At 36.5% G+C, this 23,518-nt stretch carries 21 protein-coding genes; 8 read left to right on the top strand and 13 right to left on the bottom strand.

From position 1 onward, the window contains the following. Position 1: 1 nt before the first annotated feature. From ABJG98_RS03655 to ABJG98_RS03645, 3 genes are all read right to left on the bottom strand, one after another. Positions 2-3,217, bottom strand: a complete 3,216-nt coding sequence (locus tag ABJG98_RS03655; protein ID WP_348278117.1) for a TonB-dependent receptor — start codon at positions 3,215-3,217, stop codon at positions 2-4. A 233-nt stretch (positions 3,218-3,450) separates the two neighbouring features. Continuing rightward, positions 3,451-4,197, bottom strand: a complete 747-nt coding sequence (locus ABJG98_RS03650; RefSeq protein ID WP_348278116.1) for a FadR/GntR family transcriptional regulator — start codon at positions 4,195-4,197, stop codon at positions 3,451-3,453. A gap of 264 nt (positions 4,198-4,461) precedes the next feature. Then, a complete protein-coding gene (locus ABJG98_RS03645) occupies positions 4,462-6,609 on the bottom strand; it encodes a tetratricopeptide repeat protein (protein ID WP_348278115.1) in 2,148 nt (715 codons plus the stop codon). Positions 6,610-7,056: 447 nt separating this feature from the next. Here ABJG98_RS03645 and ABJG98_RS03640 point away from each other — a divergent pair, with 447 nt between their 5' ends. From ABJG98_RS03640 to ABJG98_RS03625, 4 genes are all read left to right on the top strand, one after another. Further along, positions 7,057-8,235, top strand: a complete 1,179-nt coding sequence (locus ABJG98_RS03640) for a hypothetical protein (protein ID WP_348278114.1) — start codon at positions 7,057-7,059, stop codon at positions 8,233-8,235. A gap of 387 nt (positions 8,236-8,622) precedes the next feature. Further along, positions 8,623-9,963: a site-specific integrase gene (locus ABJG98_RS03635; RefSeq protein WP_348278113.1), complete on the top strand. Its 1,341-nt coding sequence runs from the start codon at positions 8,623-8,625 to the stop codon at positions 9,961-9,963. 63 nt (positions 9,964-10,026) lie between these two features. After that, positions 10,027-10,302 (top strand): helix-turn-helix domain-containing protein, encoded by a 276-nt coding sequence (locus tag ABJG98_RS03630; protein WP_348278112.1) that lies wholly within the window; start codon positions 10,027-10,029, stop codon positions 10,300-10,302. After that, the gene (locus ABJG98_RS03625; protein ID WP_348278111.1) at positions 10,299-10,550 is read left to right on the top strand and encodes a hypothetical protein; all 252 of its coding nucleotides are present in this window, start codon (positions 10,299-10,301) and stop codon (positions 10,548-10,550) included. Before ABJG98_RS03630 ends, ABJG98_RS03625 begins: the two co-directional genes overlap by 4 nt. A gap of 4 nt (positions 10,551-10,554) precedes the next feature. Here the strand turns inward: ABJG98_RS03625 and ABJG98_RS03620 are convergent, their stop codons facing one another. The 4 genes from ABJG98_RS03620 to ABJG98_RS03605 form a co-directional block, all read right to left on the bottom strand. Beyond that, complete coding sequence (locus tag ABJG98_RS03620) at positions 10,555-11,361, bottom strand: hypothetical protein (protein WP_348278110.1); 807 nt, start codon at positions 11,359-11,361, stop codon at positions 10,555-10,557. 1 nt (position 11,362) lies between these two features. Continuing rightward, positions 11,363-11,845 (bottom strand): DUF4145 domain-containing protein, encoded by a 483-nt coding sequence (locus ABJG98_RS03615; protein ID WP_348278109.1) that lies wholly within the window; start codon positions 11,843-11,845, stop codon positions 11,363-11,365. Between the two features lie 167 nt (positions 11,846-12,012). Then, positions 12,013-15,270, bottom strand: a complete 3,258-nt coding sequence (locus ABJG98_RS03610; protein WP_348278108.1) for a DEAD/DEAH box helicase family protein — start codon at positions 15,268-15,270, stop codon at positions 12,013-12,015. An 880-nt stretch (positions 15,271-16,150) separates the two neighbouring features. Then, positions 16,151-16,345, bottom strand: a complete 195-nt coding sequence (locus ABJG98_RS03605; RefSeq protein ID WP_348278107.1) for a helix-turn-helix transcriptional regulator — start codon at positions 16,343-16,345, stop codon at positions 16,151-16,153. A 69-nt stretch (positions 16,346-16,414) separates the two neighbouring features. Here ABJG98_RS03605 and ABJG98_RS03600 point away from each other — a divergent pair, with 69 nt between their 5' ends. Continuing rightward, complete coding sequence (locus ABJG98_RS03600; protein WP_348278106.1) at positions 16,415-17,062, top strand: hypothetical protein; 648 nt, start codon at positions 16,415-16,417, stop codon at positions 17,060-17,062. Continuing rightward, on the top strand, positions 17,059-17,502 hold the full coding sequence (locus tag ABJG98_RS03595; protein WP_348278105.1) for a hypothetical protein: 444 nt from the start codon (positions 17,059-17,061) through the stop codon (positions 17,500-17,502). The genes ABJG98_RS03600 and ABJG98_RS03595 overlap by 4 nt, the downstream gene beginning before the upstream one ends. An 18-nt stretch (positions 17,503-17,520) precedes the next feature. On the opposite strand, the gene mobC is transcribed toward ABJG98_RS03595, so the two are convergent. From mobC to ABJG98_RS03575, 4 genes are all read right to left on the bottom strand, one after another. After that, entirely contained in the window at positions 17,521-17,928 is a 408-nt protein-coding gene (mobC, locus tag ABJG98_RS03590; RefSeq protein ID WP_348278104.1) for a plasmid mobilization relaxosome protein MobC, read from the bottom strand. Between the two features lie 299 nt (positions 17,929-18,227). Further along, complete coding sequence (locus tag ABJG98_RS03585) at positions 18,228-18,392, bottom strand: hypothetical protein (RefSeq protein ID WP_348278103.1); 165 nt, start codon at positions 18,390-18,392, stop codon at positions 18,228-18,230. 35 nt (positions 18,393-18,427) lie between these two features. Then, positions 18,428-18,685, bottom strand: a complete 258-nt coding sequence (locus ABJG98_RS03580) for a hypothetical protein (protein WP_348278102.1) — start codon at positions 18,683-18,685, stop codon at positions 18,428-18,430. 187 nt (positions 18,686-18,872) lie between these two features. Continuing rightward, positions 18,873-19,103, bottom strand: coding sequence for a hypothetical protein (locus ABJG98_RS03575; RefSeq protein WP_348278101.1), 231 nt, complete (start codon positions 19,101-19,103; stop codon positions 18,873-18,875). Between the two features lie 607 nt (positions 19,104-19,710). Between ABJG98_RS03575 and ABJG98_RS03570 the strand changes: the two genes are divergently transcribed. Then, positions 19,711-21,114: a prolyl oligopeptidase family serine peptidase gene (locus ABJG98_RS03570; RefSeq protein WP_348278100.1), complete on the top strand. Its 1,404-nt coding sequence runs from the start codon at positions 19,711-19,713 to the stop codon at positions 21,112-21,114. Positions 21,115-21,526: 412 nt separating this feature from the next. Here the strand turns inward: ABJG98_RS03570 and ABJG98_RS03565 are convergent, their stop codons facing one another. Continuing rightward, entirely contained in the window at positions 21,527-22,129 is a 603-nt protein-coding gene (locus tag ABJG98_RS03565) for a hypothetical protein (RefSeq protein WP_348278099.1), read from the bottom strand. An 80-nt stretch (positions 22,130-22,209) separates the two neighbouring features. After that, the gene (locus ABJG98_RS03560) at positions 22,210-22,353 is read right to left on the bottom strand and encodes a hypothetical protein (RefSeq protein WP_348278098.1); all 144 of its coding nucleotides are present in this window, start codon (positions 22,351-22,353) and stop codon (positions 22,210-22,212) included. 299 nt (positions 22,354-22,652) lie between these two features. Between ABJG98_RS03560 and ABJG98_RS03555 the strand changes: the two genes are divergently transcribed. Next, positions 22,653-23,048, top strand: coding sequence for a hypothetical protein (locus tag ABJG98_RS03555; RefSeq protein ID WP_348278097.1), 396 nt, complete (start codon positions 22,653-22,655; stop codon positions 23,046-23,048). Positions 23,049-23,518 lie beyond the last annotated feature (470 nt).

Genomic DNA, 23,518 nt, shown 5'->3' with positions numbered 1-23,518 from the left:
CTTAATTAAAGTTAACATTTACACCTACTGTAAAGCTTCTTACAATAGGACTCGCACCTACTTGAACTCCATAAGTTGTTGGTCCCAGATAACCTCCATTGGTAGTTTCGATACCCTCTGGATTGAGCGAGGTGTAATTATCCCCCATTAAATACAGTAGATTAGAGGCTGCGACATAAACCCTTGCAGAGCTAACACCAACCTTATTTACCCAGTCTGGCTTGAGGGTATAACCAACAGTTATATTTCTAAGAGCTATGTAAGAAGCATCTTGAATTGTAGCGTCTGTCTGATTTCTTGTTTGAGTATAATGAAGTCCGCTTGCATCGGCAATGTTATTATTATCAGCATCAAAACTATCGCGCAATCTGCCTCCAAATTGTGACTGCCAGTAAATTGGATCTATGTTGAAAACTTCACCGCCTTGCGCACCTTGGAATTGTAATGAAAAGTCAAATTCTTTATAATTCATGGTACTATTCAATCCCCAATAAAAGTCTGGAGTATTTTGCCCTATCTTAACCCAATCATCCTCATTGATAACACCGTCATTATTTTGATCAACGACATAATATTCTGAACTATTTATACCAATGAGTGCAACAGGATCTTCAATATGTTCTGCCTCAACTTCTCCAATTGTTTCCAGTCCCCACATTTCACCTATTTCACCACCTACATAATTCCTGAACACTGGACCTCTTCCGCTCTGGCCGTATATGGTTTGAGGTAATTCATCCAGGTCACCTAAGCTGGTGATTTCGGTTTTAACCGTAGACAGGTTGGCGCTAATATCCCAGGTTAAGTTTGCCTTTTCCATGACAACTGCACCAAGTTCAAATTCCAATCCTGAGCTCGTCACATCGCCACGGTTAAGCACGATGGAAGTAGTACCCAGCACCTCAGAAACGCTTTGATTAATAAGCATGTCTTCAATGTCCGATGTGTAGTAATCTATACCTAGTGTGAAGCGATTTTCTAAGAATCCGAAGTTTACACCGTAGTTTGTCTCAGTATTAGTTTGCCAGGTTAAATCTGCATTGGCTACATTAGATGGAATAAGGAAGCCTGTTCCAAGCACAGTAGCTTGAGGACTTAAAAGACTCAATGCATCATAAGCTCCCAAAAATGAAGTAGTCCCCAGCGAACCAGTACTAAATCTAAGTTTCAAATTACTAAGGATGTCTATCTTGTAGAAGGATTCGTTATGCACATTCCATCCCAAAGAAAGGGCAGGGAATGTCTCAAATCGATTGTTTTCTCCGAATCGAGAATCACCATCTCTCCTCAACGATACTGATGCTAGATAGCGATCATCGTACGCATAGTTAATTCTTCCGAAAATACTTCTTCTTGCTATAGTTTCATTCCTTTCTGAAGTGCTGATATCCGAAGGGTCTAAGAGTCCAAAATTTATTGGCTGACCATGTGGCACATTAGTACCTCGCAAAGTCGTGCCTTTAATGTAAAAGTTTTGGAATTCCATGCCAACTACAGCAGATATATCATGATCTCCGATGTTTGTTGCATAGTTCAATGTAGTCTCACTTAAAACTGAAGATCTTTTTGTATCTATTTGGTCTAGGTCCGATTGATTGGTCCGTTCACGCGCATCTGCTGTAACTCCTTGATAATAAAAATCTCGTGTATCTCGAAGGTCTCCACCAAGGACGGTTTTCACATTTAATCCTTCAATAATTTCATATTGTAAATAAGTACTAATGTTACCGAAATAGGTTTTTTGCCATTGATCTGCATTATCAAGCTTGGCTGCCGGACCAGCATCTCCCGATCCACCTATACCATTTCCTCTTCTACCATAATGCCAGTCATGAGCAATATCTCCTGGCTGTAAAGTGTAGATACTCGAGTTAATAAGTCCGCCTCCCCTATAGCCATCATCAAAAGTAATTGGAGCAGTATTTCCACTGAAATAATCAACATTATAGCCCAGAGCTGTGGATTGAGCATCCAACCCCTGGACAAATGCAATTGAGGCTTCTGTATGGTAGATTGGATGGACACTATATGATCTTAAAAGATCTCTCATGTCATGAGCTACAATGTCTCGATCAGAGGAAAATCCATTGATGTTTAATCCAGTCTTGAACCTGTCTCCCAGCTTAGCATCGACATTAAGACGAGCGTTGTATCTTTCAAACCCTTGAGTAATTACGACACCCTCTGTATTTAGATAACCCAGCGAAGCAAAATAATTTACATCTTCTGTACCACCACTAACACTGAAGTCGTGGCTTGTTGTTGAACCGTCTCTAAAAAGCCAATCTTCCATCCCCACTACATCAGGAGAATTTCTGAAGGCATCGACCTTGAAATCAATATAATTTGCATTTAGCTCAGAAACATTAAAAGTACCATTGCTAATTTTCGCTTCTACTTCATCGGCCCATTCTCCAGAAGTTTTTAGCATTTCAATGTCCTTCACGTACTTACTTGAGATGCTCGTAAACCCATTATAGCTAAACCTAGCTTTACCAGGTCTACCTTTTTTTGTTGTGACAAGGATAACACCGTTAGCTCCTCGCGAACCATATATAGCGGCAGAAGCAGCGTCCTTTAAAACCTCGACACTTTCAATGTCGTTTGGGTTAACCGTCGCAAGACTTCCGGAAATTGGATATCCGTCCACAACAATAAGAGGATTGGAATCACCCGATATAGATGAAGCCGCTCTAATTTGAATTTTCGGATCTGCCCCAGGCTCCCCGTTTTGATTCTGAATTAAAACACCTGATAGTTTCCCAGCTAATGCGTCATCTACGCGATTAGCTTGAATTGCTGCTATGTCTTTACCACCAACTTGTGCGATTGCACCTGTATTATGTGACTTTTTTCGTGTTCCATATCCAACTACAACAACCTCATCAAGTTGTTCGGTATCTTCACTTAATGTCACATCAACTTGTGATCGGTTACCAATCGGAATTGTTTGAGTTTCAAACCCAACATATGTGAAAACAAGTGTAGCATTTTGAGGAGCAGATAATCTATAAGCTCCATTTATGTCAGTTACAGCACCATCAATCGTGTTTTGAATGGTCACTGTTACTCCTGGAAGTACTTCTCCGTTAGAGTCTTTTACTACTCCTGAGACCGTAACATTCTGCGCAAACGAATTTAAACTCAAGCAGAACATAAAGATCACCAATGAAGCAATGCACTTCGTTAATTGATTTTTTAGTAAAACATTCCTCATTATTATAAGGGTTTAATTGAAAATATTATTTGGTAATTGTGTGGATACTAGAAAGGAGTACTCTAGAATTTTCAAACATTGTCTACTTTTGAAAGCACAAGAGGGAACCTTTTTCTTTTTAATACCGATCGCCAAATTGATATTATTGATTGGGGTATCTCACTTTGGATGGATTGGCCCTTGGCCAGTCCATTTCTTTTTATTAGGGTGGTTTGCTCATAGAAAGATTAGTTTTAGGTTATTAGCGAACCATCGCTATCTAGCTTGGTTCCGTTTTTTAATGTCTTTACATACTCACTTATATCACGTAAGTGTTCGCGAATGACTCCTCCAGCTTGATCTGGATTACGTTCAATGATACTTTGCAGCAACTGTTCATGCTGATCTATTACTAATTCTGCCTTAACCTCCCCGCAGACATTATGCTTTTTGAAATACTGCATAATATCCGGAGTGATAATTAGCATCAATGAATTAAGTACTGAATTTTTACTAGCCTCGGCGACTTTGAGGTGAAACAGAAGATCTTCCTCCACAGCATCTTCATTACGCTCTATTTTAATTCGGTGAGCATTCAATGCATTTTCAATTTCGATAATATCACTATCAGAACGATTCTCTGCAGCCAGCTGAGCAATATTTGTTTCAAGTATGACCCTGGTTTCGACCAATGATTTGAAATCTCTTCCTTGAAGCCCTAACATGTCAGTTATTAGGCCTTCCAATGCAGGAATTCCCATTCCTGCGACAACTGTTCCACTTTGAGGCCGGGTTTTCAAAATGCCATAAAATTCCAGCTTTTGCAAGGCTTCTCTAAGGTGTGTCCTTCCAACACCTAACTTCTCACTTAGCTTACGTTCTGACGGCAAACGATCACCAGCCTTTAACTGACCTGAGGTTATCAGATCACGAATCTGCCTGATAATCTTATCAACTGGAGATTCGACTACTATTTGAGAGAAATTATTAAGTATTTCCATTAAGAGATTATCTAATTGGTCGACCAATTTATGATACACCAATTAAAATTCCAAGAAAATTGAACTTTTATTACTAAATATTAAAATAGGTATTGTCTTAGATAGGCTCTATTGACGATTTTACAATTTGCTGATATTTCATAGCCTCATGTCTGTGGCTCTTTTTTGGAATATGAGCGACGTACTGCTTTAGTATAATTGTCTGTACGGGGAAGTGCACGATCTATTGAATGGTTGAAAAAACCTTGCAATTACTTTTTAGACCTAATCGGAGTTAAGGGGCAATGAAACTATGCACTCAGTTCCTTTTCCGACTTCAGATTGAATATCTATAATGCCATTGTGATTTTTTATCACATTGTAGGTTACCCAAAGCCCCAATCCAGTACCCTCTCCCGGGTTCTTAGTAGTATAAAAGGGATCCATGATCTTTGATAAAATCTTCTCTTCCATTCCCTGACCATTATCTCGAATGGAAACGATTACAAAATTCCCCTCCTCCCCAATCTTAATCGTAATAGTTCCTTCTTTACTTATGGCCTGCTCAGCATTAAAAATAATATTTAAAAAGGCTTGGTGAAGCTTCCCTTTATTACCCGAAATGCTCAATTCCGCATTGGATATCTCCTTTATTATCTTTATTCGATCCCTGGTTCGATGATTCATAATTTCAAGGCACTGCTCGATAATAGAGGTAAGGTTGCATAATTCCGTGACCTCAGCGTCCGGTCTGGTGAAATTTTCAAGATTCTTAACAATAGAGGAAATACGAACAACTCCATCATCAATTATTTTAATAAACCGATCATAATTTTCTTCGTCATTTTTAGATTCAACCTTATAGTTGCGAATAATTTGAATGCTATTCTTAATGAAGTTTAAGGGATTATTGATCTCGTGCCCTACACCTGCGGATAACATTCCCAATGAGGCCATCTTTTCAGTCTCCACAAGTTTTTCCTTAGTCTTTTGTAATTTATTTAACGTTGCTAGCAGTTCTTCATTTTTGGTCTCAACTTCCTCATTGGCCATTTCTAATTCCTCTGATTTTCTAACAATCCGATCGTTTAACCTGATGAGATGCCGATTTTTTTTGTTTACAACATAAATGAAGAGAGCCAAACTTAAAATCAGCAATACTGCGATTGAAATGACCATGTAGAAATATCTGGTCTTCGTCGTTTGATTACTGATTACTTCAGCTTGTAGTGCACTCTCGAGTCTCAAAGCTGAATTTTCATTCTCCTTTTGCTGAATTTCGTTCCTCGCTGCGATAGCTTCTAGCTCGGTTCCTTTTTGTATTTCACTCAAGCGCTTGCTTACATCATGATATAAAACAAAATTTCTATCGGCCATTTCAAAGTTCTTCTCCAACCGATACGTTTCGGCGAGATAATAGTAGACATTGCTCAATTCAGTTAAGAATTTTTCATTAGAAGCTATTTCAAAGGCCATTTGAAACCGATTTTTTGCTTCCTTGAGGTTTTCCTTCTCAAGGAATATTTTACCAATCTCAATATTGGTGCTGGCTTGAAGTTTCATGTTTCCCTGATTCTGATGCAACATCAATGCAAGCATTAGCTCATCCAATGCCTGATCATACATTTTCTGGGAACCTAAGATTCGCGCATGATGAACATAAGCGACGCTTAAGTGATAAAAATTTTTCACAGCTCCACACTTATCCAATGCGCGTTGAAAAAAAACTTCAGCAGCTTCTGTATTACCACTCTCAAAGGTTGGTTCGATCGAAAATACATAGCCCCAACAAAACACCATTTCACTGTTGATCTGACCTGCTATTACAATGGCTTGGTTTATAAACTGCAATGCTTGTTCATAATTCTTCATCCGTCTATGGATGTCTCCAATATTCATCAGGCTTACGGCAATTGAGAGACTATCGGATGTTTCTTTTTGAACTTCATAAACTTCAAGGAATGTCTGTAGACTTAATGCATACTGTTCTTTTTCCCTGTACACTAGTCCCATATTGTTTAGCAATCTTGAACTTAAAAGATGGTCTCCAATTGAATCTGCGAGGTGTTTTCCTTTCATGTTATAGTGCATGCTTGAATCGTACATGTCTAACCTCCAATACGCCAATCCTAAATTTTTATAAACCTTTCCCTTCTCAACCAATTGATTGCTTTTCCCTATTAAGGATAAGGCTTTTCTGGATTTAATTATGGCCGATCGTGGATTGTTGTTATGTAGCTTGTAGCCCTCCTCAATAAGTTCATTAATCATGACTGTATCAGGAGGTGTTCGAACTTGTGACTTGAGTTCAAATGAAAGAAATAGTGTTGTAATTAATAAAAGACAGCCAACAAATCGAATGTATCTGTGTCGGCTATTATGCAATTGATTGATTGCAACAATGGAATGCAATATCCCCAGTTTAATTCTCAAAAATCTATGAATTGACGGTAATCTGGTATTAAGATATCAAATAAGTTTCACAAGTCTGCTCTTCAAATCTTCTTTTGAATAAAATCAAATGGTGAATTGAGTCCCTTTATTTACGATTTGGACAAACAAAAAAGCCGATCCATTTCTGAATCGGCTTTCGTTAGTAGCGGGGACAAGACTCGAACTTGTGACCTTCGGGTTATGATGGACCCCTTCCTGAGTTAATCAGGAGTATTCCTAAATTCCAGATTATGCTTGTTTGAGAAAACCAGCGAAGGAGTTAGCACAACTAATAATTCTTTCAGCCCGGACGTTTACATAGGCCGCTTATCTAAAGTTATCTATCCAAACCCTTAGTTATGAATAAAACTCTTATCTTTAAAATATCCTATAGTTTGAAGCTCAAGAGATGTTAGCGTGTATAAATACACCCAAATACTGAGAAATATGATGTGGAAGACTGCTCTATCTATCTGCCTTTGTTTTTCGGAATTCACGGTAATATTTGGTCAAGAACAGATCAACCATTTCTCTCAAAAAGAAGACACATTGCTTATCAGAACTGAAAAAGTTAAAGGGTCTGCTCCGTTTGATTTCATTGGAGGTTTTATTGACCTTGAGGATACTTCAGATTTGTTTGATTTCCCCATTGATCATCCAGATTCATTAACAAATATACTTGGGTCAAGGATACCCGTAGACTTAGAATCTAAACTTGATTATGTCGACCTTATTTCGGGGGAGTTTGCTAATAAAGGCATTGTTATAATTGTAGATCAAAACAACAATCAATCTTTCAGGGACGATGAAATATACTCTCTGCTACCTATCGACTGGAATTCGTCAAAAAACTCTATTCCGGTATCCTTTTCAATTTCTGACGGTCGTGATACACTTCAAACTTCTTCATGGATAAGAATAGGTTATCAGGATAGAGATATATTCTATGGTAGGGATGAATATTTGGAGGCTCCTATTACAATAGATAACCAACAATTTAAAGTCGGAATAATTGATAGAGTTTTTTCTGGAAATTTTACCTATGGTCTTGAACCCGAGCTTGCTCTATTATCATCCACAAACCTTTTAAATGAGGATATTATTGAAGTTCGGGACTTAATCAAGAAAGAAGAATATTTGAAATTAAATAATGCCTATTATAAGTTTGATAGTATCACTAATAGCGGATCTTATATTAGACTTATTAAAGAACGGAATTTTGATGAAAAGGTGGGAACACAGGTAGGCATGCTAGCTCCAGACTTTATTTTCAAGTCTGCCATTGGTGATACCATAAATACAAGATTCTTGCATGATAAACCCCTAATCATAGCGAACACTTGTGGTTGTGGAGGTGATACACAATCTCCTCAAGCTTCTTATGAAATCATGGAGAGCTATAAAAACGAAGCTTATGTATTCAGGCTTGATTCTTTTTCAGAACCCCCCACAAATGAGTGGGTTATAAATATGGAAGAAGAGTTTAATAAAGATGCATATGATAAATACAGACAGGCTTATTGTTCACGAATCTGTTATGTTATTGGCAAGAATCGAAGAATTTTAGATAAATTCTATGTTACAGATTGGAATACCAGTCTCAAAGCTAAATTACTCTTTAAATAAGTAGCTATCTAAACGGAATTAAGGACAAATCTTGAAAAGAGAATTAATCGTTTGGTACAGAGTCCAAAGCCTTAATCATATTCTCATTTCAACACAAAAGAGACCAAGATAATAAAGCAACTGTCCTATGGTGTACTTAAATAGAAAAAGGCCGATTAAATCGGCCTTTCGTAGTAGCGGGGACAAGACTCGAACTTGTGACCTTCGGGTTATGAGCCCGATGATTATTGGTTTGATATGATCTAATATGGTTTAAAACATTTATAAATACAATTTTAAGTATATTATAGAACTGTATGAAACCAGGTAAAACCAGAAAAAGTTTAACCATTGTTTAACCCCAATTAGATAATAATTATTAGCTTTGAGATTGGTAAATAAATTTATATGGCTTCAATAAAGATCGTACTAAGGAAGGAAAAAAGAAAGAAGGATGGAACGTACCCGTTAGCCATTCGGATTATCAAAGACCGTAAACCCAAGTACATCCATACAGACCAATCAATTGACATCAAACATTGGGATGACAAGGAGAGAAGAGTTAAAAAATCCCACCCAAACTCCGTTCGACTTAATAACCTACTGCTGGCAAAGCTTAAGGAAGCCAACGATATTGCGCTTGAGATAGAGACTGATAACAAGTCGATTTCAAGTAAAGAGATTAGAAAGAAGATTGCCAGAAAAGGACGTTCTGTTTCCTTTTTTCAATACGGAGCTGAACGTGTCAAAGGTAAATTCATCAGTGGTGTTTATGCCGTTGCGAAACCAGAACGATCCATACTTTGCAATATTGAGGAGTTTGTCAATCACAAACCCTCAACACCAATCGATGATGCAAGGAAGGCTATTCAAGAAAGAAGACGCAACCGTATTGGTTCGAGCCGAAAGAAAGGTTACTCCTTCCTAAACGAGCTTAAGACTTTCGATAAAAATACAAGCCTTTTTTTTGAGGACATAAATACAGCCTGGATCAATCAGTTTAAGATTTTCTGCACATCTCATTTAGAGATGAAGAAAAGAACGATCACCAATCAACTTATTTTTATAAGAACCCTCTTCAATGAGGCCATTTCTGATGGTGTAGTAGATGCAAAACATTATCCCTTTGCGGGAGATAATGAGAAGATTCGAATTGGTTCGAGTCACAAGATCGGATTAACTAAAGAGGAAGTTGAGAAAATAGAAATGCTAGACCTCAAAGAAGGAGAATCAATTTGGCATGCGAGGAATGCATGGCTAATTGCATATTATTTTGCCGGCATTAGAATTTCTGATACATTAAATCTAAAGTGGGAAGATTTTAAGGATGGACGTCTTTTCTACATTATGCATAAGAATGAGAAACCGGTCTCACTAAAGGTTCCTGAAAAAGCTCAAACTATTTTAGGTTTATACAAAAACAAATCAAGTAGAAAAAAAGACTTTGTATTTGACTATTTGAAAAAAGCTGACCCTAGCAATTCTCACGATCTTTTTGTGAAGGCAAGGAATGCAACGAGCTTAATAAATAAATATCTCAAGCGGATTGCAGAAATGGCTGGAATAGACAAAAACCTTTCTAACCATATTGCTCGACACACTTTTGGAAACATAGCTGGAGATCGTATTCATCCTCTAATGCTTCAAAAGCTATACCGTCATGGTGATTTAAAAACAACCATCAACTACCAGGCGAATTTCATCCATAAAGAAGCTGATGAGGCATTAGACAGTGTAATTGGGCAGTAAATGCATTATTGAATTTGATGGCTCATCTCTCTACTTTTGTTTCGAGCCAATCGACTCATAATTATGGAAGTAATCTGTATGCAGGAAGACGCATTTTATGCCCTCGTTGAGAAGGTTGTAGAACGTGTTGACGGATCAAGAAAAGCTGAAACAAGCAAATGGCTGGATGGTGAAGAAGCCATGAAGTACTTGCGGATCAAGTCAAAGTCTACTTTGCAAAAGCTTAGAGACGAGGGTAAGATCAAATTCTCACAACCTCAAAAGAAACATATTCTATATGATAGCGATAGCCTGAATACGTATTTAGAGAACAATGCACAAGTCCCCTTTGAATTATGAATAACGATTTAAAAGTAAGCGAGGAATACAAAAGAGCATTTAATCAGGGATACATCCTTTCAAAAGAGGTAGGACTTTCCAGTAGTAGCTTTAAAGACCTTTTGGTAAGCAACGATAAGATGCAAGGTTTTTATGATGGGATGCATGAATATGCGAAAGAAATAGGTCTGAAATCTAAAAAGGATAAAGATCAATTCTGGGAGCGAAAGCCACAATCAAGAAAGAAAGGTGGTGGGATGAGTTTTTGAAAAATCAATTTTGGCAATATCCATTCTTTGATTGGTACTCTTCAACATATCTATCTAGCTCTCTTATGATATCAGCGTGCTCTGGGAATTCTTGTTCATTATAGAGTGCTGCCACTTCACCGTGTGCATCATAAAACTTAGCAGCTATTTTAATTTTATCAATATTGTAGCCTTCCTTTTCAAAAGTCTTGGCCAAATGTTTCCATCCATATTTGATCATGGCTTTGCTAATACCCGTCCCATCCTCATCAGAAACATACCCTTTGATGTCAAATAAGGTTAATGCTTTTTCAAACGCCTCTCTTGGAAATTCTGCTATGGCTTTACTCCAATTAAACTCAAGGTTATTTGCGAATGGATAATTTGTAATACTGTTTTGAAGAGCAAATTTTTCGGAAAATTCACCCATTGTATTCTTATTCAAATTGATTCCATACTCGGAATTTTTGACTGGTGAGTCAGTAAACAACTGATTCGGTTCATTCCAAACTGTACTCGGAAACAAATACTTGGTTGGTTTCTGACCATCAACAAACAAGACTAAACCAATCCAAAGGTCATCTCTCAAGCCTCTTTCAAGATCAGATTTTGAAATGAAAGTATAATTGGTTTTGTCGATGTTAATCTGACGACATAGTATATCGCACTCTGACTCCCCTACTCGATTGATAACCTTGAAATGTGCTCCTTTGTGATTTAGATAACTCTGAACAACATGATGATTTTCAGAGAGTAAGAATGCAGCCTTCATGATGGTCTCCGCTAGCTGATCTAGCTTAGATAAAGGACGAAGTTGAGACCAATTCTTCATTTCAAGAGTTCTTTATTCTTAACTTCCTAGTTCTTTTTTGAACAACAAAGACAGTTCTTAACAGATGATTTACTGCTTCTAATGAAGCCTCTAGGACTGTTGCTGATGGCCCCTTAATTTGATGTGTACTTACATTTCCTATTTCCCGAAGTTTGTCTATGACTTCAAAATCATTTTTTGAAATAAGTCCAACTTCGAGCAAGCTTTGTATTTTGTTTTTGAGATTTCTACCGGGAATATCTTGCTTGATACAAACTGCTTCTACAACCATTCTGAGTCCTATTCCAGCTAAAACATTCAGATCATTATTAAGCGTGACTCTTAATTCATCATACATATCAAATATTATAGCTGGGAGTTCGTCCAGTTCCTCTTCACTTAAATATATGTATAAACTAAACCTATCTTCATCATGTGGATAATGTTCCTCCCATTTTTGAAAATCATCTGAATTCGTATCCTCAGAATCCCAATATTGATGCAAAAATCAACATGATTACAGCCTAGACACTCAACTATGAAGTATTCATTGCTATCATATGACGCATACTCGTCGTGAGTTTGATCCGGCTTGTATTCTGCTCTTTTATAATGATTTGTCTCTTTTTGACATGACTTACAATAAGCTTTAATCTGTTCCATATGAAATAGTTAATCGCTGGCAATAACACCTAGATTTATTGCTGCCATTTCCTTCAAGAAGTTCTCAGTTACTCCAAGTAATGTCAATATACTTTCAGAAGCATTGTTCTTTGATATACTTGGTTGGACAATAAAGATTTTAAACTCCATTGGAATCTGACTTTTTGTTAAAGACTCAAACTTTTCTAGGTCTGCCCTTGATCCCTTTTCAATCCTAGAACAGGATTGATTATTACGGGACTTGGTTTCTCTTCGTAACAAATGATTGAAGAATTCTTTGCCTGTCTTATGTTTCCAGTGAACGGACTTTTGAGCTTGACCACAAACCTCATACAGGTTTGAAACCTGGTTATTTACACCTCCACCGCTAGCGTATTTCAAATGATAGAATTCAACCGTTAATTTATTCTCATCTTTTTTTACTGTTATAACATCGGCTATCTCTCCAGAGTAATCATCATCATAAATAACATCATAATCCTTAGTTTTTAATACCTCAATCATCTTGTATTGGATAGAATCCTGAATCTTAGGATGAACATGTTGTGATTCTTTAGATAAATCTACGCCAGTCCAATCCCAAGCCTGAATATTTTCACGGCTATACTGTTGGATTTCCTGCTTTAACTCAATGTATTCGTTTCCTGTTAAAGCTGATCCATCGGCAAACCAGAAGGTAGGAATGTACTTTTCGAAAAAATCAGTTATCTCGTATGATTTGGTACCGTGGGTTACACTTACTTGGACATCTCCAACTTTCTCAAATCGGAAAGCAGGGACTTGAATATTTTGATCATCCTGATCTATTGCTTCTAAAAATAGGATTTGCTGAATTTCTATTCTAGAGTCATCAGTGATCAATTCAAATGAAAGCGATCCAGTGTCACTAGGATTGTGTATTCCCAATTCGCAATTTGATAGGTCATAAACCTTATTTCCTATAGAAAACAAAAATCTAGTCTCTGCCTGAATATACAATTCCTCATCCCAATCAACCAAGATCGGATAAACATTGGGACGTTCGCTTATTAAAGTAGGAATTAGAGTGTTTCTTAAAATTGTATTTGGGTCTACGTTTTCATCATTTAATTTTTTGCCGAGATTAGTCGCCCAAATCATAAATTCTTTGACATTGCCTCGCTGATGAGACCAAATTCGTCCTTTCGATGAGGCACCAATCGATACCTTTTTACCTTCTTCGAAACCGACTCCTTGAACGAAAGCCTTCTGAGCTCTGGCTCTTTCCGCCTTAGAAAGTGCTTCTTCAATGTCAGCACCGAATGTCATTCTGAATCTTATGTTTTTTCCTAAGAACTCTTTCAATCCAACATTTTGAAGTCGAACTCTTTTAACATTGTGAAACGATTTGTATACATCTAATTTATCAATAAGCTTCGCATCCTCTCCAATAATCGCCTTTGCTAGTTCTTTATAATTTCCTTTTTTCTCTGAAGTATGAATAAACAATAAGTTCTCTCGAGTTTCCCAAAACACGATAAATACATCCCAGATAATATCTTGTATATCTTTCGAAATACCCCAATCAATTTCCTGAGTTTTACCAGTGATTATGAGAAGTACATTTTCATCGCTGTTTATATCATAAAAAAGGTATTCATAAGAATCAACAGAGGTCAATCCTTCCTTGAAATTTCTAGGACTCCATGTGTCTGTCTGATTTTTGTAAACGACTGTACTAAATGCAGGCTTTATATTTTGAATAGGAACGTTAGAATCTTCAATTTTCTTAAATCCATCTATGAATTCTGAAAATTCAATTTCTTTTTCAATTTGAGAGGTAGAAAACGCAGGCAGCAAGGCATTCCAATCTGAATCTTGTGCATATAATTCTTCTAACTCATCTTTAACTTCAAGATCTGCGATGTTTGCTATGATGGTTGCTTCACCCAAGCTATCATCAAGATTTGTCCTAGTAAATCTACCAGCTAATTGAAGTGTTATTGGAAGACTCTTTCTAATATCATGAAAAGCTGCAATTTTTAACTCTGGCAAATCAAAACCTTCTCCAAGCATGTCAACACAAACTATAATCTTGGTATCCTTACTTTTTATTCCTTCAAGAATATTAGCCTTATCCTTAACTCCAGTATAGATTTTCACAGGATTGAGATCTGTATGACCGCTGTACAAATCGAATATTTCATCAGCCCTATTCTTATTGGCACACCTTGCCATAAGTATATGGTCAAAACCAGCTTCTCTATCTTCTCTTAATTTTTCAACAGCTTTATCAGCGATTACATTATCTGCTTGCTGCGGATCGTATTCTCTAACAGAAACAAAGTTGATTTTTTTAAAATATCCTTCAGCTTGAGCTCTGCTCAATGGAAAGTTGAACGCAAATTTCCCGTCTATTTTTTCTCGGTCATTCCTAAAAGGTGTTGCGGTAAATTGTAGTGTCCTTTTAGCCTTAAAATTAGACCTGAAGCTATTCCAGGTTTTGGCTTTTACATGATGAGCTTCGTCGATAAACAAATAATCACAAAGTGATGAAATTAACGCTTGATCATCCGGTGTACTTCCTGCAACAAGTTGCATTGTTGAAACAACTACGTTGCAATTGGCAAAGAATTTTTTCAAATCATCTTCATTACTAAAATTTTCTTTTAGTATTCCTACTTTGGGATATAGTGATTTTACTCCAACCAACCCAAACTTTTTCAATAGTCCCAAGGAATAGAATTTATCAGCTAGCTGCTCTCTTAACGAGTCTGAGGGAACAGTTACTAAAAGGTTCTTACACCGATTGCTAACCATCAAACATAGCATTGTTTCTGTTTTGCCCGTGCCAGTCGGAAGCACAACTGTTGCTATATCATCTGAGGCTTTCCAATGAGCTAAAACTCCATACAAAGCACCAACCTGCGGTGATCTTAAACCCATAATATCTCTACTCTTGTCTTCTTCGATAATTGTAAAATCATCAACCCAAGAATCTATAATCTCATTAACAGAGTAATCTTTCAATAAGGGATGTTTAGCCCATTTTAAGTTTATCTCGTCATTTTCAATTCTCTCAACGGTTGGAAGCTTATTGCACTTAATAGCAATGGGAATACTGTCCGTTATTAAATCGTTCTTTGATGTAAAGAAATACCATGAATCTCCGTATTTCACCTTTAAATAACCGGCACCAGATTCAATTTCGTCCGACTCGAATTCTAATGCTGACTGAATATGATGTATAATAAGGTTCTTACTCGAAGTTTTTTCTACTGTCTCGATTGGCGGGAGTTTTACTTTCATCCTTGAAATTATTGAGCCTTGATTTGATTGGTTATTTACGTTAATACTGAACAAAAAACAATACCCATTTTTGGGTAATTTCAAATGACGGTAGAACATACCTGAGAACTAATTGAATTTTCTCTAGAAATCAGCACATTTGTCATTCTTATTCCCTCCTGTCCTACCTCTCTCACTGCGGCATGGTAATTCTCATTCGAGAGGAGTGGCAAAAGAGTGCTCCTTTCTGCTCAGAAATAAAGAGTACGTTTTTAGTTGATGTTAGAGTCCTCTCCTAAACTATTAATCCTACCCAAGACCAAAGCTGTTTTAAAATGCGCAGGACATTAAATAACAATACTAGTGATTTACTTATGACCAGCATTTAGTATAAATCAGTTATCGGATTTCATTCTATCAACGGCAATAATTTTATGTTAAAGCAAATTACATTTAGTCACACATACTAATTGCTATATAATGGTGTTATGTTTTGTTCCATAATTCCGCTTGCTCTCGCCACGGCTCGGGTAAATTATCTCTGCGTACCAAAATCCTGGACATACAATGGTTACGTGCTCCTAATCATGCTTTATAGCTAGATTGAGCTACGAAATCTGTATAATTTCATTAAATTGGTTGAACCGAAAATTGACATATGTGGTGGCACATTCTTTCACTAGGTTACTTGATCTTTGGAGTTAGTTTGGTTTATCTCATAATCACTAACCGCAACGTGAACATTGCCATAGATCCTGAGGAAGAGGATAATAAAGAAAGTAAATGACCTCAGGTTTTCTATTTCAAAAAAGATTTCTGACGAATCTTAATCGAATACTATTTATACCTGAATAGACAAATTGTCACATTAAGACATATCATTAATTAGGATTCACAGAATCTAATCTATCATTTCCTTAACATCTACTTCCAATACCTCTGCAATTTTATGAAGGGTAATGATCGAAGGGTTCGTCTTGCCTGTTTCAATCCGAGAGTAGTTGCCACGTTCCATGTAGAGCCTTCTGGCTACTTCTGCCTGGGATAGGCCTCTGGATTCCCGGAGCTTTACAATCCGGCTTCCTAGCTTTTTCAAGAATTCTTTTTCCAAAACAGAACGCACATTGCAATCAAATTCAGAATAGGCATTATATTGCTATCATATATGATAGCATCAATAATTCGAGTTAAAATCAACGGCACACATGAAGTAGTTCTGGATCGGGATGACTTTCTGAATTACCTGGATAATCTGGAGCCCTTATACAAAGACATTGAAATACCCCACGGAGAGTATGATGAGGAAAGTAGAACCTCCAGAATTACTTTTCTCAGAAGTCATCATTATCAAGTAGATATCCTCAACACACTGACGGAGGAAGTATTTGATAGTCAGATTGACCATTTTCTACTCCCTTCTGTTGACGCTCTTATTGGCAAGATGTCTTATGTATTAGACGGTTATTCTAACGATGAAGTACCTCCACTCAATCACAAAAGCTTCCTCAAGGAAGTGACACTCTTTAAACTGGAAGGGCTTTCTTCAGGCATCTCAAAAAAGCAAGTGCTGGAAAACCTAGAACTTCAAGTTATCGATACATCCATTCCCGTTGACCTATATCAAAGTGTACTATATAACACTCTTGCTAGTCTGTGTTCTGAAGAAGTACAATCCATAGATAAAGTATTTGAAATTGCCAATGAGTACCGGATGGAGTATGAGATGCGCGTTGGCCTTGGACTTGATCATAACATGGCTGTAGAGCTTGCTGAGGAAAGAATTGCAGCACATAAAGATTCACTTGTCATATGAGGTTGTTATCGTTCATCACAAGCATCCTTCTCTCATTAATCACTATTGGACAAACAGAAGATCCAAATACTTTAATAGAGCAATCCATCTCAATAATTGGGAGTGAGATTTCGGAACTGAAAGATTTCCATTCAAATCACGTATTTGTAGATAGTATGAAAGCAGGAAAAGGAGTAATCCGGAAGTACAAGTATACAAATCATATCGAACTCTTTACGCTTGAAGAAAACGAGCGAATAGCCTCAATTACCTATTGGCTATATGAGGAAAAAACAGTCCAGGCTTTTGCCGAGCATTTAGAGCTTAACTACCAAATAATCAAAAAGGAAGCATTAGGTTTTTACTTCATATCAGAAGACAAGAATTACATAATCACTTTATTCAGGTCGCTTACAACTGGTATCTACAAGCTAGGTATTAAACCAAACTTCTCTGATTGAAGTAGCTTACAAGAATTATTAAGTCGTCCCGCCTCCTCTACCTTTTATATCAATATTCTTTTTTACCATACTAATCATTGAAGATATCTCATCGAGATTTATCATGATTTGGACACCAATTTTATCTGTAGGACTCATGCTATTTATCTTCTTCGCAATTTGATTAAGGTTGTTACCGAAGCTTCGAAGTAATTTAATGGAATCCATATGTTCTCTAGATATACCTTGTTTAATTTCTTTCCCAAGAGCACATTCCCTTACAAAAGCGCTTATAGTTAAGCCTGCTTCTTCAGCTTTTCTTTGAATAATTGATTCTTCCTCAGCTGTTACTTTATATGTTTTAACAATATTTTTCTTGTTATCAATAGTGGGTCTCCCCCCCTTTTTTCTTCCTGGTTTCCTACCAGGTTTATTATTATTATCCATTTGCGAACGCAGTGAGAAGATCAAGAATGTTTAAGAAAGACTGAAACGATAGTTTTAGTATTACTTAAACACTTCTTGCAATTAGTAAAAAAAATTGATTGAAGAATTTTCGAAGATACCAAGTTCTATGTCAATTCAGAATAATGACGGGGATAACTAATTTCATAGTAGGTATATTCTACAGAACTTTAAAACTATATTGCTATTGAGCTAGGTTTGTTTGTTACTACAAAGCTAGGTTTGTTTGTCTAAGGATAAGCAGTTTAGAAAATTAGAACTTTAATGGCTTCTGACTCAAATTAAAATTCGAATCTTGGTCCCTTATCTTTTCCTTTGTTTTGATCCTTCTTCTTATCAATCTCCCGAGCAAGTTGGGCACCCTCTTTGAATCCTTTTGAATATTCAGTTCCATAAGATTCGATCTTCGAGTAAGACTTGTATAGTTCGGCTAAATCTGATGCCATAACATATCCGTTGTTGAAACCTTTCATGTACATACTCATACCATATTGGATTTTGATTTGACGTACTTCATAATTGATGAGTAGCTGTAAATGATGTGTCTATTCCTGACCCAGTAGAACTCAATCAGATCCTCATCACGTAACTTCTGCAGCGTTCCGGAAGAACATTTGAGAAGAGTCAGCGCCTCATCTTTATCTATAAATGGGCATAAGTTCTTCTCCGGTAGAGAATACACTAAAAGTGCCTCCACCATATTGCTTATTTGATCCTCTTGCAGGCAGATTTTGTTCATTTACTGATCAATGAATTTTCTCTCGAAAATATAAAGGAAATCTCTGGTACTCGATTGATTTAATCTGTTGGACAAAGGTCTGTTCGGATTCTCCTTTTGTTAAAATTGTGTATCCTATTGAAACCATATCGGTTTCGTAATCTTTAACAAACTTTTAAACTTAACAAATAGAACCACCTCTGAAAAATTATGGCTCTTTGACAGTAGCAGGTTTATTATCTTCTTCTGAAACGAGACTAGCTTTCTGTGAAGTTTCATCTAGTACTTTTGATATTGCTTCAACAAGTTTAACTTTTCCATGATCATTTTCGAATACGTTTTCTTCCTCGATGGCTAAATTCACCTTTCGCTCAACTACAATATTGTAGATGAAAAAGGAAGTTAAAAGCACAAATGGAATTGCTGCTATATACCACATTTTCACTTGGTTAAGCTGACTAATTTACGAAATCTGCTTGAACTCCATATTTGATAAATGCCGCCAATAGTGAATGTAAAGAATTGGATAATGCTATTGGCCAGATATAGAAAAGTTTGAGCTATTTATAAGTCAATTTAATAACTCGACATACAGATGTTACCCCCTAAATTCCTCCAAGTTTCCCAAGAGGCTTAAAAGCTTGCAGTCCAATAAGGACTTGAACCCACCAAATCTGCGTGCGTGCATGCATTAATGTAGTAACCTTTTTAGCATATTTATTGGTATGGTACAACCACACTAAAGTCCTTTAAACATAGGTTTGAAGATAAGGTTCTAGATCATTGCCTCGAATATTTAAGAACTCACAAAAATTTGACGAATCCTTATTAAATGGAATAAATCACAATTAGACTACTCAAACTAGTTTATTAAACTATTGAATTAACTGATTCATCGGTTTGTTTCGGAATGAAATGGAGTTCGAAAAAAACACCGTTTTGTGCGTGCGGTTAAGGATCACTACTTTCGTACTAATCAAGGCTATATAACATATGCATCATAGCTAAAGGTTACCAGCAATTCCTGCAACTCGAAAAAATCAATCATGACACGAAAGTTTTTCTCCTCAGCTATTTTGCTTGGTAGCCTCTATACCCTAGTTGTGTTAACAACGAGTTTGATAAGCTTTCTATTGGGGCAAAGACTAGGAGAATCACCATCATTTGGTTCCTGGTATCTTATTCAATGGTTAGTTTCAATTGTTTGGTTTTTAATTCTGCTTAAGTATCTCCATCAGCGTGAATACATAATTGCATTTTGGAGTTTAGCCGTATTAACATGCGTTACAATCGTCAATTTTATCCTTTCAATTAAAGTTTTCTCTACCAATGAAATAACAAATAGCTACGTTGTTGTAGCCCACTTTTTACCTATCACACTTTTATTATTTGGTGCCAATCTGGCACTATCTAAAACAAAAGAAAGATACTGGTTGAAAGCTGCAGGTATATCTATTTGCCTTTTTGGCCTATTCAACTTCATGGCTACAGTCTGGATGGCTAATTCATTGACAGCTTTACATGATGGATCTGGAACCAAAGTGACGCAGTGGATTTCAATCATGGAAATTCCAATACTTATTTTGCTTTTATTGAACTTTTTTGTAGAAAGACAAGGATCAAAACCGAGGAATAGTAAAGGGCAGATAAGCAACGCAATTAACTTCTTTGTATTTGCAGCATTTCTGACTTTGGCTTTCTATGGATTCAAAATAAAGGCTGAAACTAAAAAACTTTCAGCAACAAGTAATTACAGTGCATATGAGCAGAAATTAGCGAACCCTTTTAAGTCAAGGACATATAAAAACGATCAAGAAGAAAGTCTATCCTATAGACTCCTAATACCTCGCAATTACGATTCAAATAAAAGTTATCCATTGGTAATCGCATTACATGGCGCTTCGGGAAGAGGTAATGATAATGTCAAACAAGTGTCGAGATCATTTTTCGCCCAATTGTTATCCAAACCTCATAATCAAATCAAATACCCTGCATTTGTTCTAGTACCTCAATGCCCACCATGTAGAGATTGGGGTGGGATCACGAATATCAAATCAGTTGATCATTTAGTACTGGAAATCATTTCTGAACTTGAGACAGAATTCGTGATAGATAAGAAAAGAAGATACATCACGGGCATATCTATGGGAGGATTTGGAACATGGCATTTGATAAGTTCACAACCGGAGATGTTTGCTGCAGCAATTCCTATTTGTGGAGCCGGAAACCCCGAATTTGCTGATAAACTAACTGATATTCCAATTTGGGCATTCCATGGTGAAAAGGATCGAAATGTCTTAGTAAAAGGTTCTAGAGATATGATTAATGCAATAAGGGACAAAGGTGGAAATCCAAAATATACCGAGTACCCTGATAAGGCTCACCATATTTCAATCAGTGTAGAGAACACTCCTGAACTAATTGACTGGCTCTTCTCTCAAAAACGCTAATAGAAAATACAAAGCTGGTATTAGATGATATTGCGTATGGCTTACTTTGCTTTCTGCAAGATTCTGCTTAGCACCGATTATCTACAGGCCAGAATGTCATAAGGACATCAAGATGATTGCAAAATACTAGTGCAATCAATAGAACATCTGCCGATATGGAAGGTTTTAAGGATTTTATGCGTCAACATAAATTCAAGAATCTCTATATTAAATGTTGCTGAAATTTTCAGCTTCTGAGCTTTTAGCTAATAATAGATTTAATTATCAACTGCTAATTGAGCTTTATAAGCTCGTTTTATGAGTCTCAAGAATCAAAGCCCTTTGGAGAGACTTTTACCAATTTTTCAGCTTTGTAATTCCAGCTTAGTTGATGACTGAGCAATTGACCGTATTCCTGTACTCAAATGATGGTTTATTTATTCGTCATCGCAAACTTTTGATCATTTCGGAACTCATGGTAGAAATTCAGGACATAGAAAATGAGAATCAGGGTATCACCTAGTCTGCTGGTCCAAAGCTGGATGACGAGCATCAGATTCAACGTCTCTCCATTTACCAAAAGACCAATCACGTGCGTGGAAAGCACAATACCACCTATAACAATACCCAGAGCACCTGCCTGTTTCAAAAACTTTTGTTTAGAGGCATTGGAAAGCACAAGGCTTATTGAAAAGGTAATCATTGCAATCAGATGAACCGTAACAATAAGGTTAATAAACTCTCCGGAACCAACCCCTTTATGAAAAGTGAAGACCGAGGAATAGAGCACCATAAAAGTGATCGCTGAGATTAAGCCAGTAGCAAACGCTACCCTGTACTTTTTCGCATGAAAGTATTTCAGAAAGAGCACTTCACATAGGATCATGATGACCCAATCCGCTACTACCAGGTCAGGGTATGTGATGAACTCATTGAATGCCATCCCATCCATCAGGTTGTTGAAGGTCCAATATGATGTAAATACAATGGAGATGGTGAAGCATGTGATAGCGGAGAGGTATAGGTTTTTGTTCATGTATTAAAGATACATCCTTCGCTCTTTAGGGTGTGATATGTAAAATTTGTGGTTTTAAAGTTTATAGATCCTTTACTGTGTTAAGGATGACATTCTTGGTTTGAATCAATTCTTGGGATTTGATCGTTGATGTCTTGCAAATCTCTCGTTTTACGAGACTCATCAATCCCATACATTTCTTGAGACTTTAAGTTGAAAACCATATCTCTGTACCTATGCTCCATTTGTTGCTTGTTAATTCACCTAAATGGAAGACTATCACCTCACACATCGCCATCAAAAACGTTTATTTCCTTATGCGGCACGAAAGGTATTTCTCTAAAGGCAATTTAAGAGATCTCTAGTAAAAGTGTTGAGATTATTATCAAACACTTTTATGGAATAGAAAAGAGACAATTTAGAAGTAGATGAATAGAGTATTTTAGCCCCTAGAGTAGAGAAAATATCTTAATTAGAGTAAATTAAAGCATATTCATTTTGATAAGATTTTTTAAAACTTTTAAATTATTATTAGGTATAATGTATGAAAAATCAACTTAAAGTTAACTGCATCGGTAATGTAGATGATGATGAATTAATAAATAAAATAATCTTAAGAGGCAAAAAAGATGAGGGTCGACATCAAGACTTAATGTGTTACATGCCTAATCTTAAAACTTGGGTTAGGTTGTGCAGAGACAAACAGCATGACACCATTCAATGGAATGCAAATCCCCGTTTTAAAGGTGAAATACCGATGCCTACTTTAAAGGAATGGAATGTTGCATTGACTGCAAAAGATGTTAAAAAAGCCTTTAGCAGCTATCATTCTGCTTTTCCATTTTATATTTCTGGCGATTTTGGCTGCAGAGCGTTCGTAAATAATATTATAAAGCAACTTATTAAACAAGATTCTCTTTCGAGAAAGAGACCAGTTTGAGTTCCTTGTACGGAACTTCAGCGATTTGGGAGTGTCCTCACAATTGGTTGGATACCAAATACCTAAAGAACTTGAAAAGGAATTAGTAAAATACTTCAAGAATTTAATACTCTTGACATAAGAGTTCTGAATTAGTCAATTTTCATTACATAACTTTTTAAGCGCTCACTGACAAAAAATTAACTCCCCTGATTGAAGCTTGAGTTTTCAAGACTCAATATCTATAAAGTTCGACGCCATTGAATAGTTCTTTTAAACTTCAGCTAAACTTGTTAATCTTGAATCATATATCGGAGAAACTGCTTCTATTTTTCTCTTAATATTTTTATGGCATTAATCCTGCTAATTCGAACAATATGAAATCCAATTGTTGCTAATGATAATATAAGCAAGCCCATCGCCGGAGCAAATACATAGGTTGCTTTCATCTCAACTCTGTAACTAAATTCATTTAGCCATTGACTCATTAA

This window comes from Ekhidna sp. (assembly GCF_039960695.1).
Lineage (GTDB): Bacteria > Bacteroidota > Bacteroidia > Cytophagales > Cyclobacteriaceae > Ekhidna.
Note: the sequence above shows the minus strand (reverse complement) of the source record. Positions and strands in the feature narration are given on the sequence as shown.

Bases quoted from the DNA above. Each gene is read 5' to 3' on its own strand.
- ABJG98_RS03655 (WP_348278117.1), bottom strand. From the start codon at position 3,217: ATGAGGAATGTTTTACTAAAAAATCAATTAACGAAGTGCATTGCTTCA.
- ABJG98_RS03650 (WP_348278116.1), bottom strand. From the start codon at position 4,197: ATGGAAATACTTAATAATTTCTCTCAAATAGTAGTCGAATCTCCAGTT.
- ABJG98_RS03640 (WP_348278114.1), top strand. From the start codon at position 7,057: ATGATGTGGAAGACTGCTCTATCTATCTGCCTTTGTTTTTCGGAATTC.
- ABJG98_RS03635 (WP_348278113.1), top strand. From the start codon at position 8,623: ATGGCTTCAATAAAGATCGTACTAAGGAAGGAAAAAAGAAAGAAGGAT.
- ABJG98_RS03630 (WP_348278112.1), top strand. From the start codon at position 10,027: ATGGAAGTAATCTGTATGCAGGAAGACGCATTTTATGCCCTCGTTGAG.
- ABJG98_RS03625 (WP_348278111.1), top strand. From the start codon at position 10,299: ATGAATAACGATTTAAAAGTAAGCGAGGAATACAAAAGAGCATTTAAT.
- ABJG98_RS03620 (WP_348278110.1), bottom strand. From the start codon at position 11,361: ATGAAGAATTGGTCTCAACTTCGTCCTTTATCTAAGCTAGATCAGCTA.
- ABJG98_RS03610 (WP_348278108.1), bottom strand. From the start codon at position 15,270: ATGAAAGTAAAACTCCCGCCAATCGAGACAGTAGAAAAAACTTCGAGT.
- ABJG98_RS03600 (WP_348278106.1), top strand. From the start codon at position 16,415: ATGATAGCATCAATAATTCGAGTTAAAATCAACGGCACACATGAAGTA.
- ABJG98_RS03595 (WP_348278105.1), top strand. From the start codon at position 17,059: ATGAGGTTGTTATCGTTCATCACAAGCATCCTTCTCTCATTAATCACT.
- mobC (WP_348278104.1), bottom strand. From the start codon at position 17,928: ATGGATAATAATAATAAACCTGGTAGGAAACCAGGAAGAAAAAAGGGG.
- ABJG98_RS03585 (WP_348278103.1), bottom strand. From the start codon at position 18,392: ATGGCATCAGATTTAGCCGAACTATACAAGTCTTACTCGAAGATCGAA.
- ABJG98_RS03580 (WP_348278102.1), bottom strand. From the start codon at position 18,685: ATGAACAAAATCTGCCTGCAAGAGGATCAAATAAGCAATATGGTGGAG.
- ABJG98_RS03575 (WP_348278101.1), bottom strand. From the start codon at position 19,103: ATGTGGTATATAGCAGCAATTCCATTTGTGCTTTTAACTTCCTTTTTC.
- ABJG98_RS03570 (WP_348278100.1), top strand. From the start codon at position 19,711: ATGACACGAAAGTTTTTCTCCTCAGCTATTTTGCTTGGTAGCCTCTAT.
- ABJG98_RS03565 (WP_348278099.1), bottom strand. From the start codon at position 22,129: ATGAACAAAAACCTATACCTCTCCGCTATCACATGCTTCACCATCTCC.
- ABJG98_RS03560 (WP_348278098.1), bottom strand. From the start codon at position 22,353: ATGGAGCATAGGTACAGAGATATGGTTTTCAACTTAAAGTCTCAAGAA.
- ABJG98_RS03555 (WP_348278097.1), top strand. From the start codon at position 22,653: ATGAAAAATCAACTTAAAGTTAACTGCATCGGTAATGTAGATGATGAT.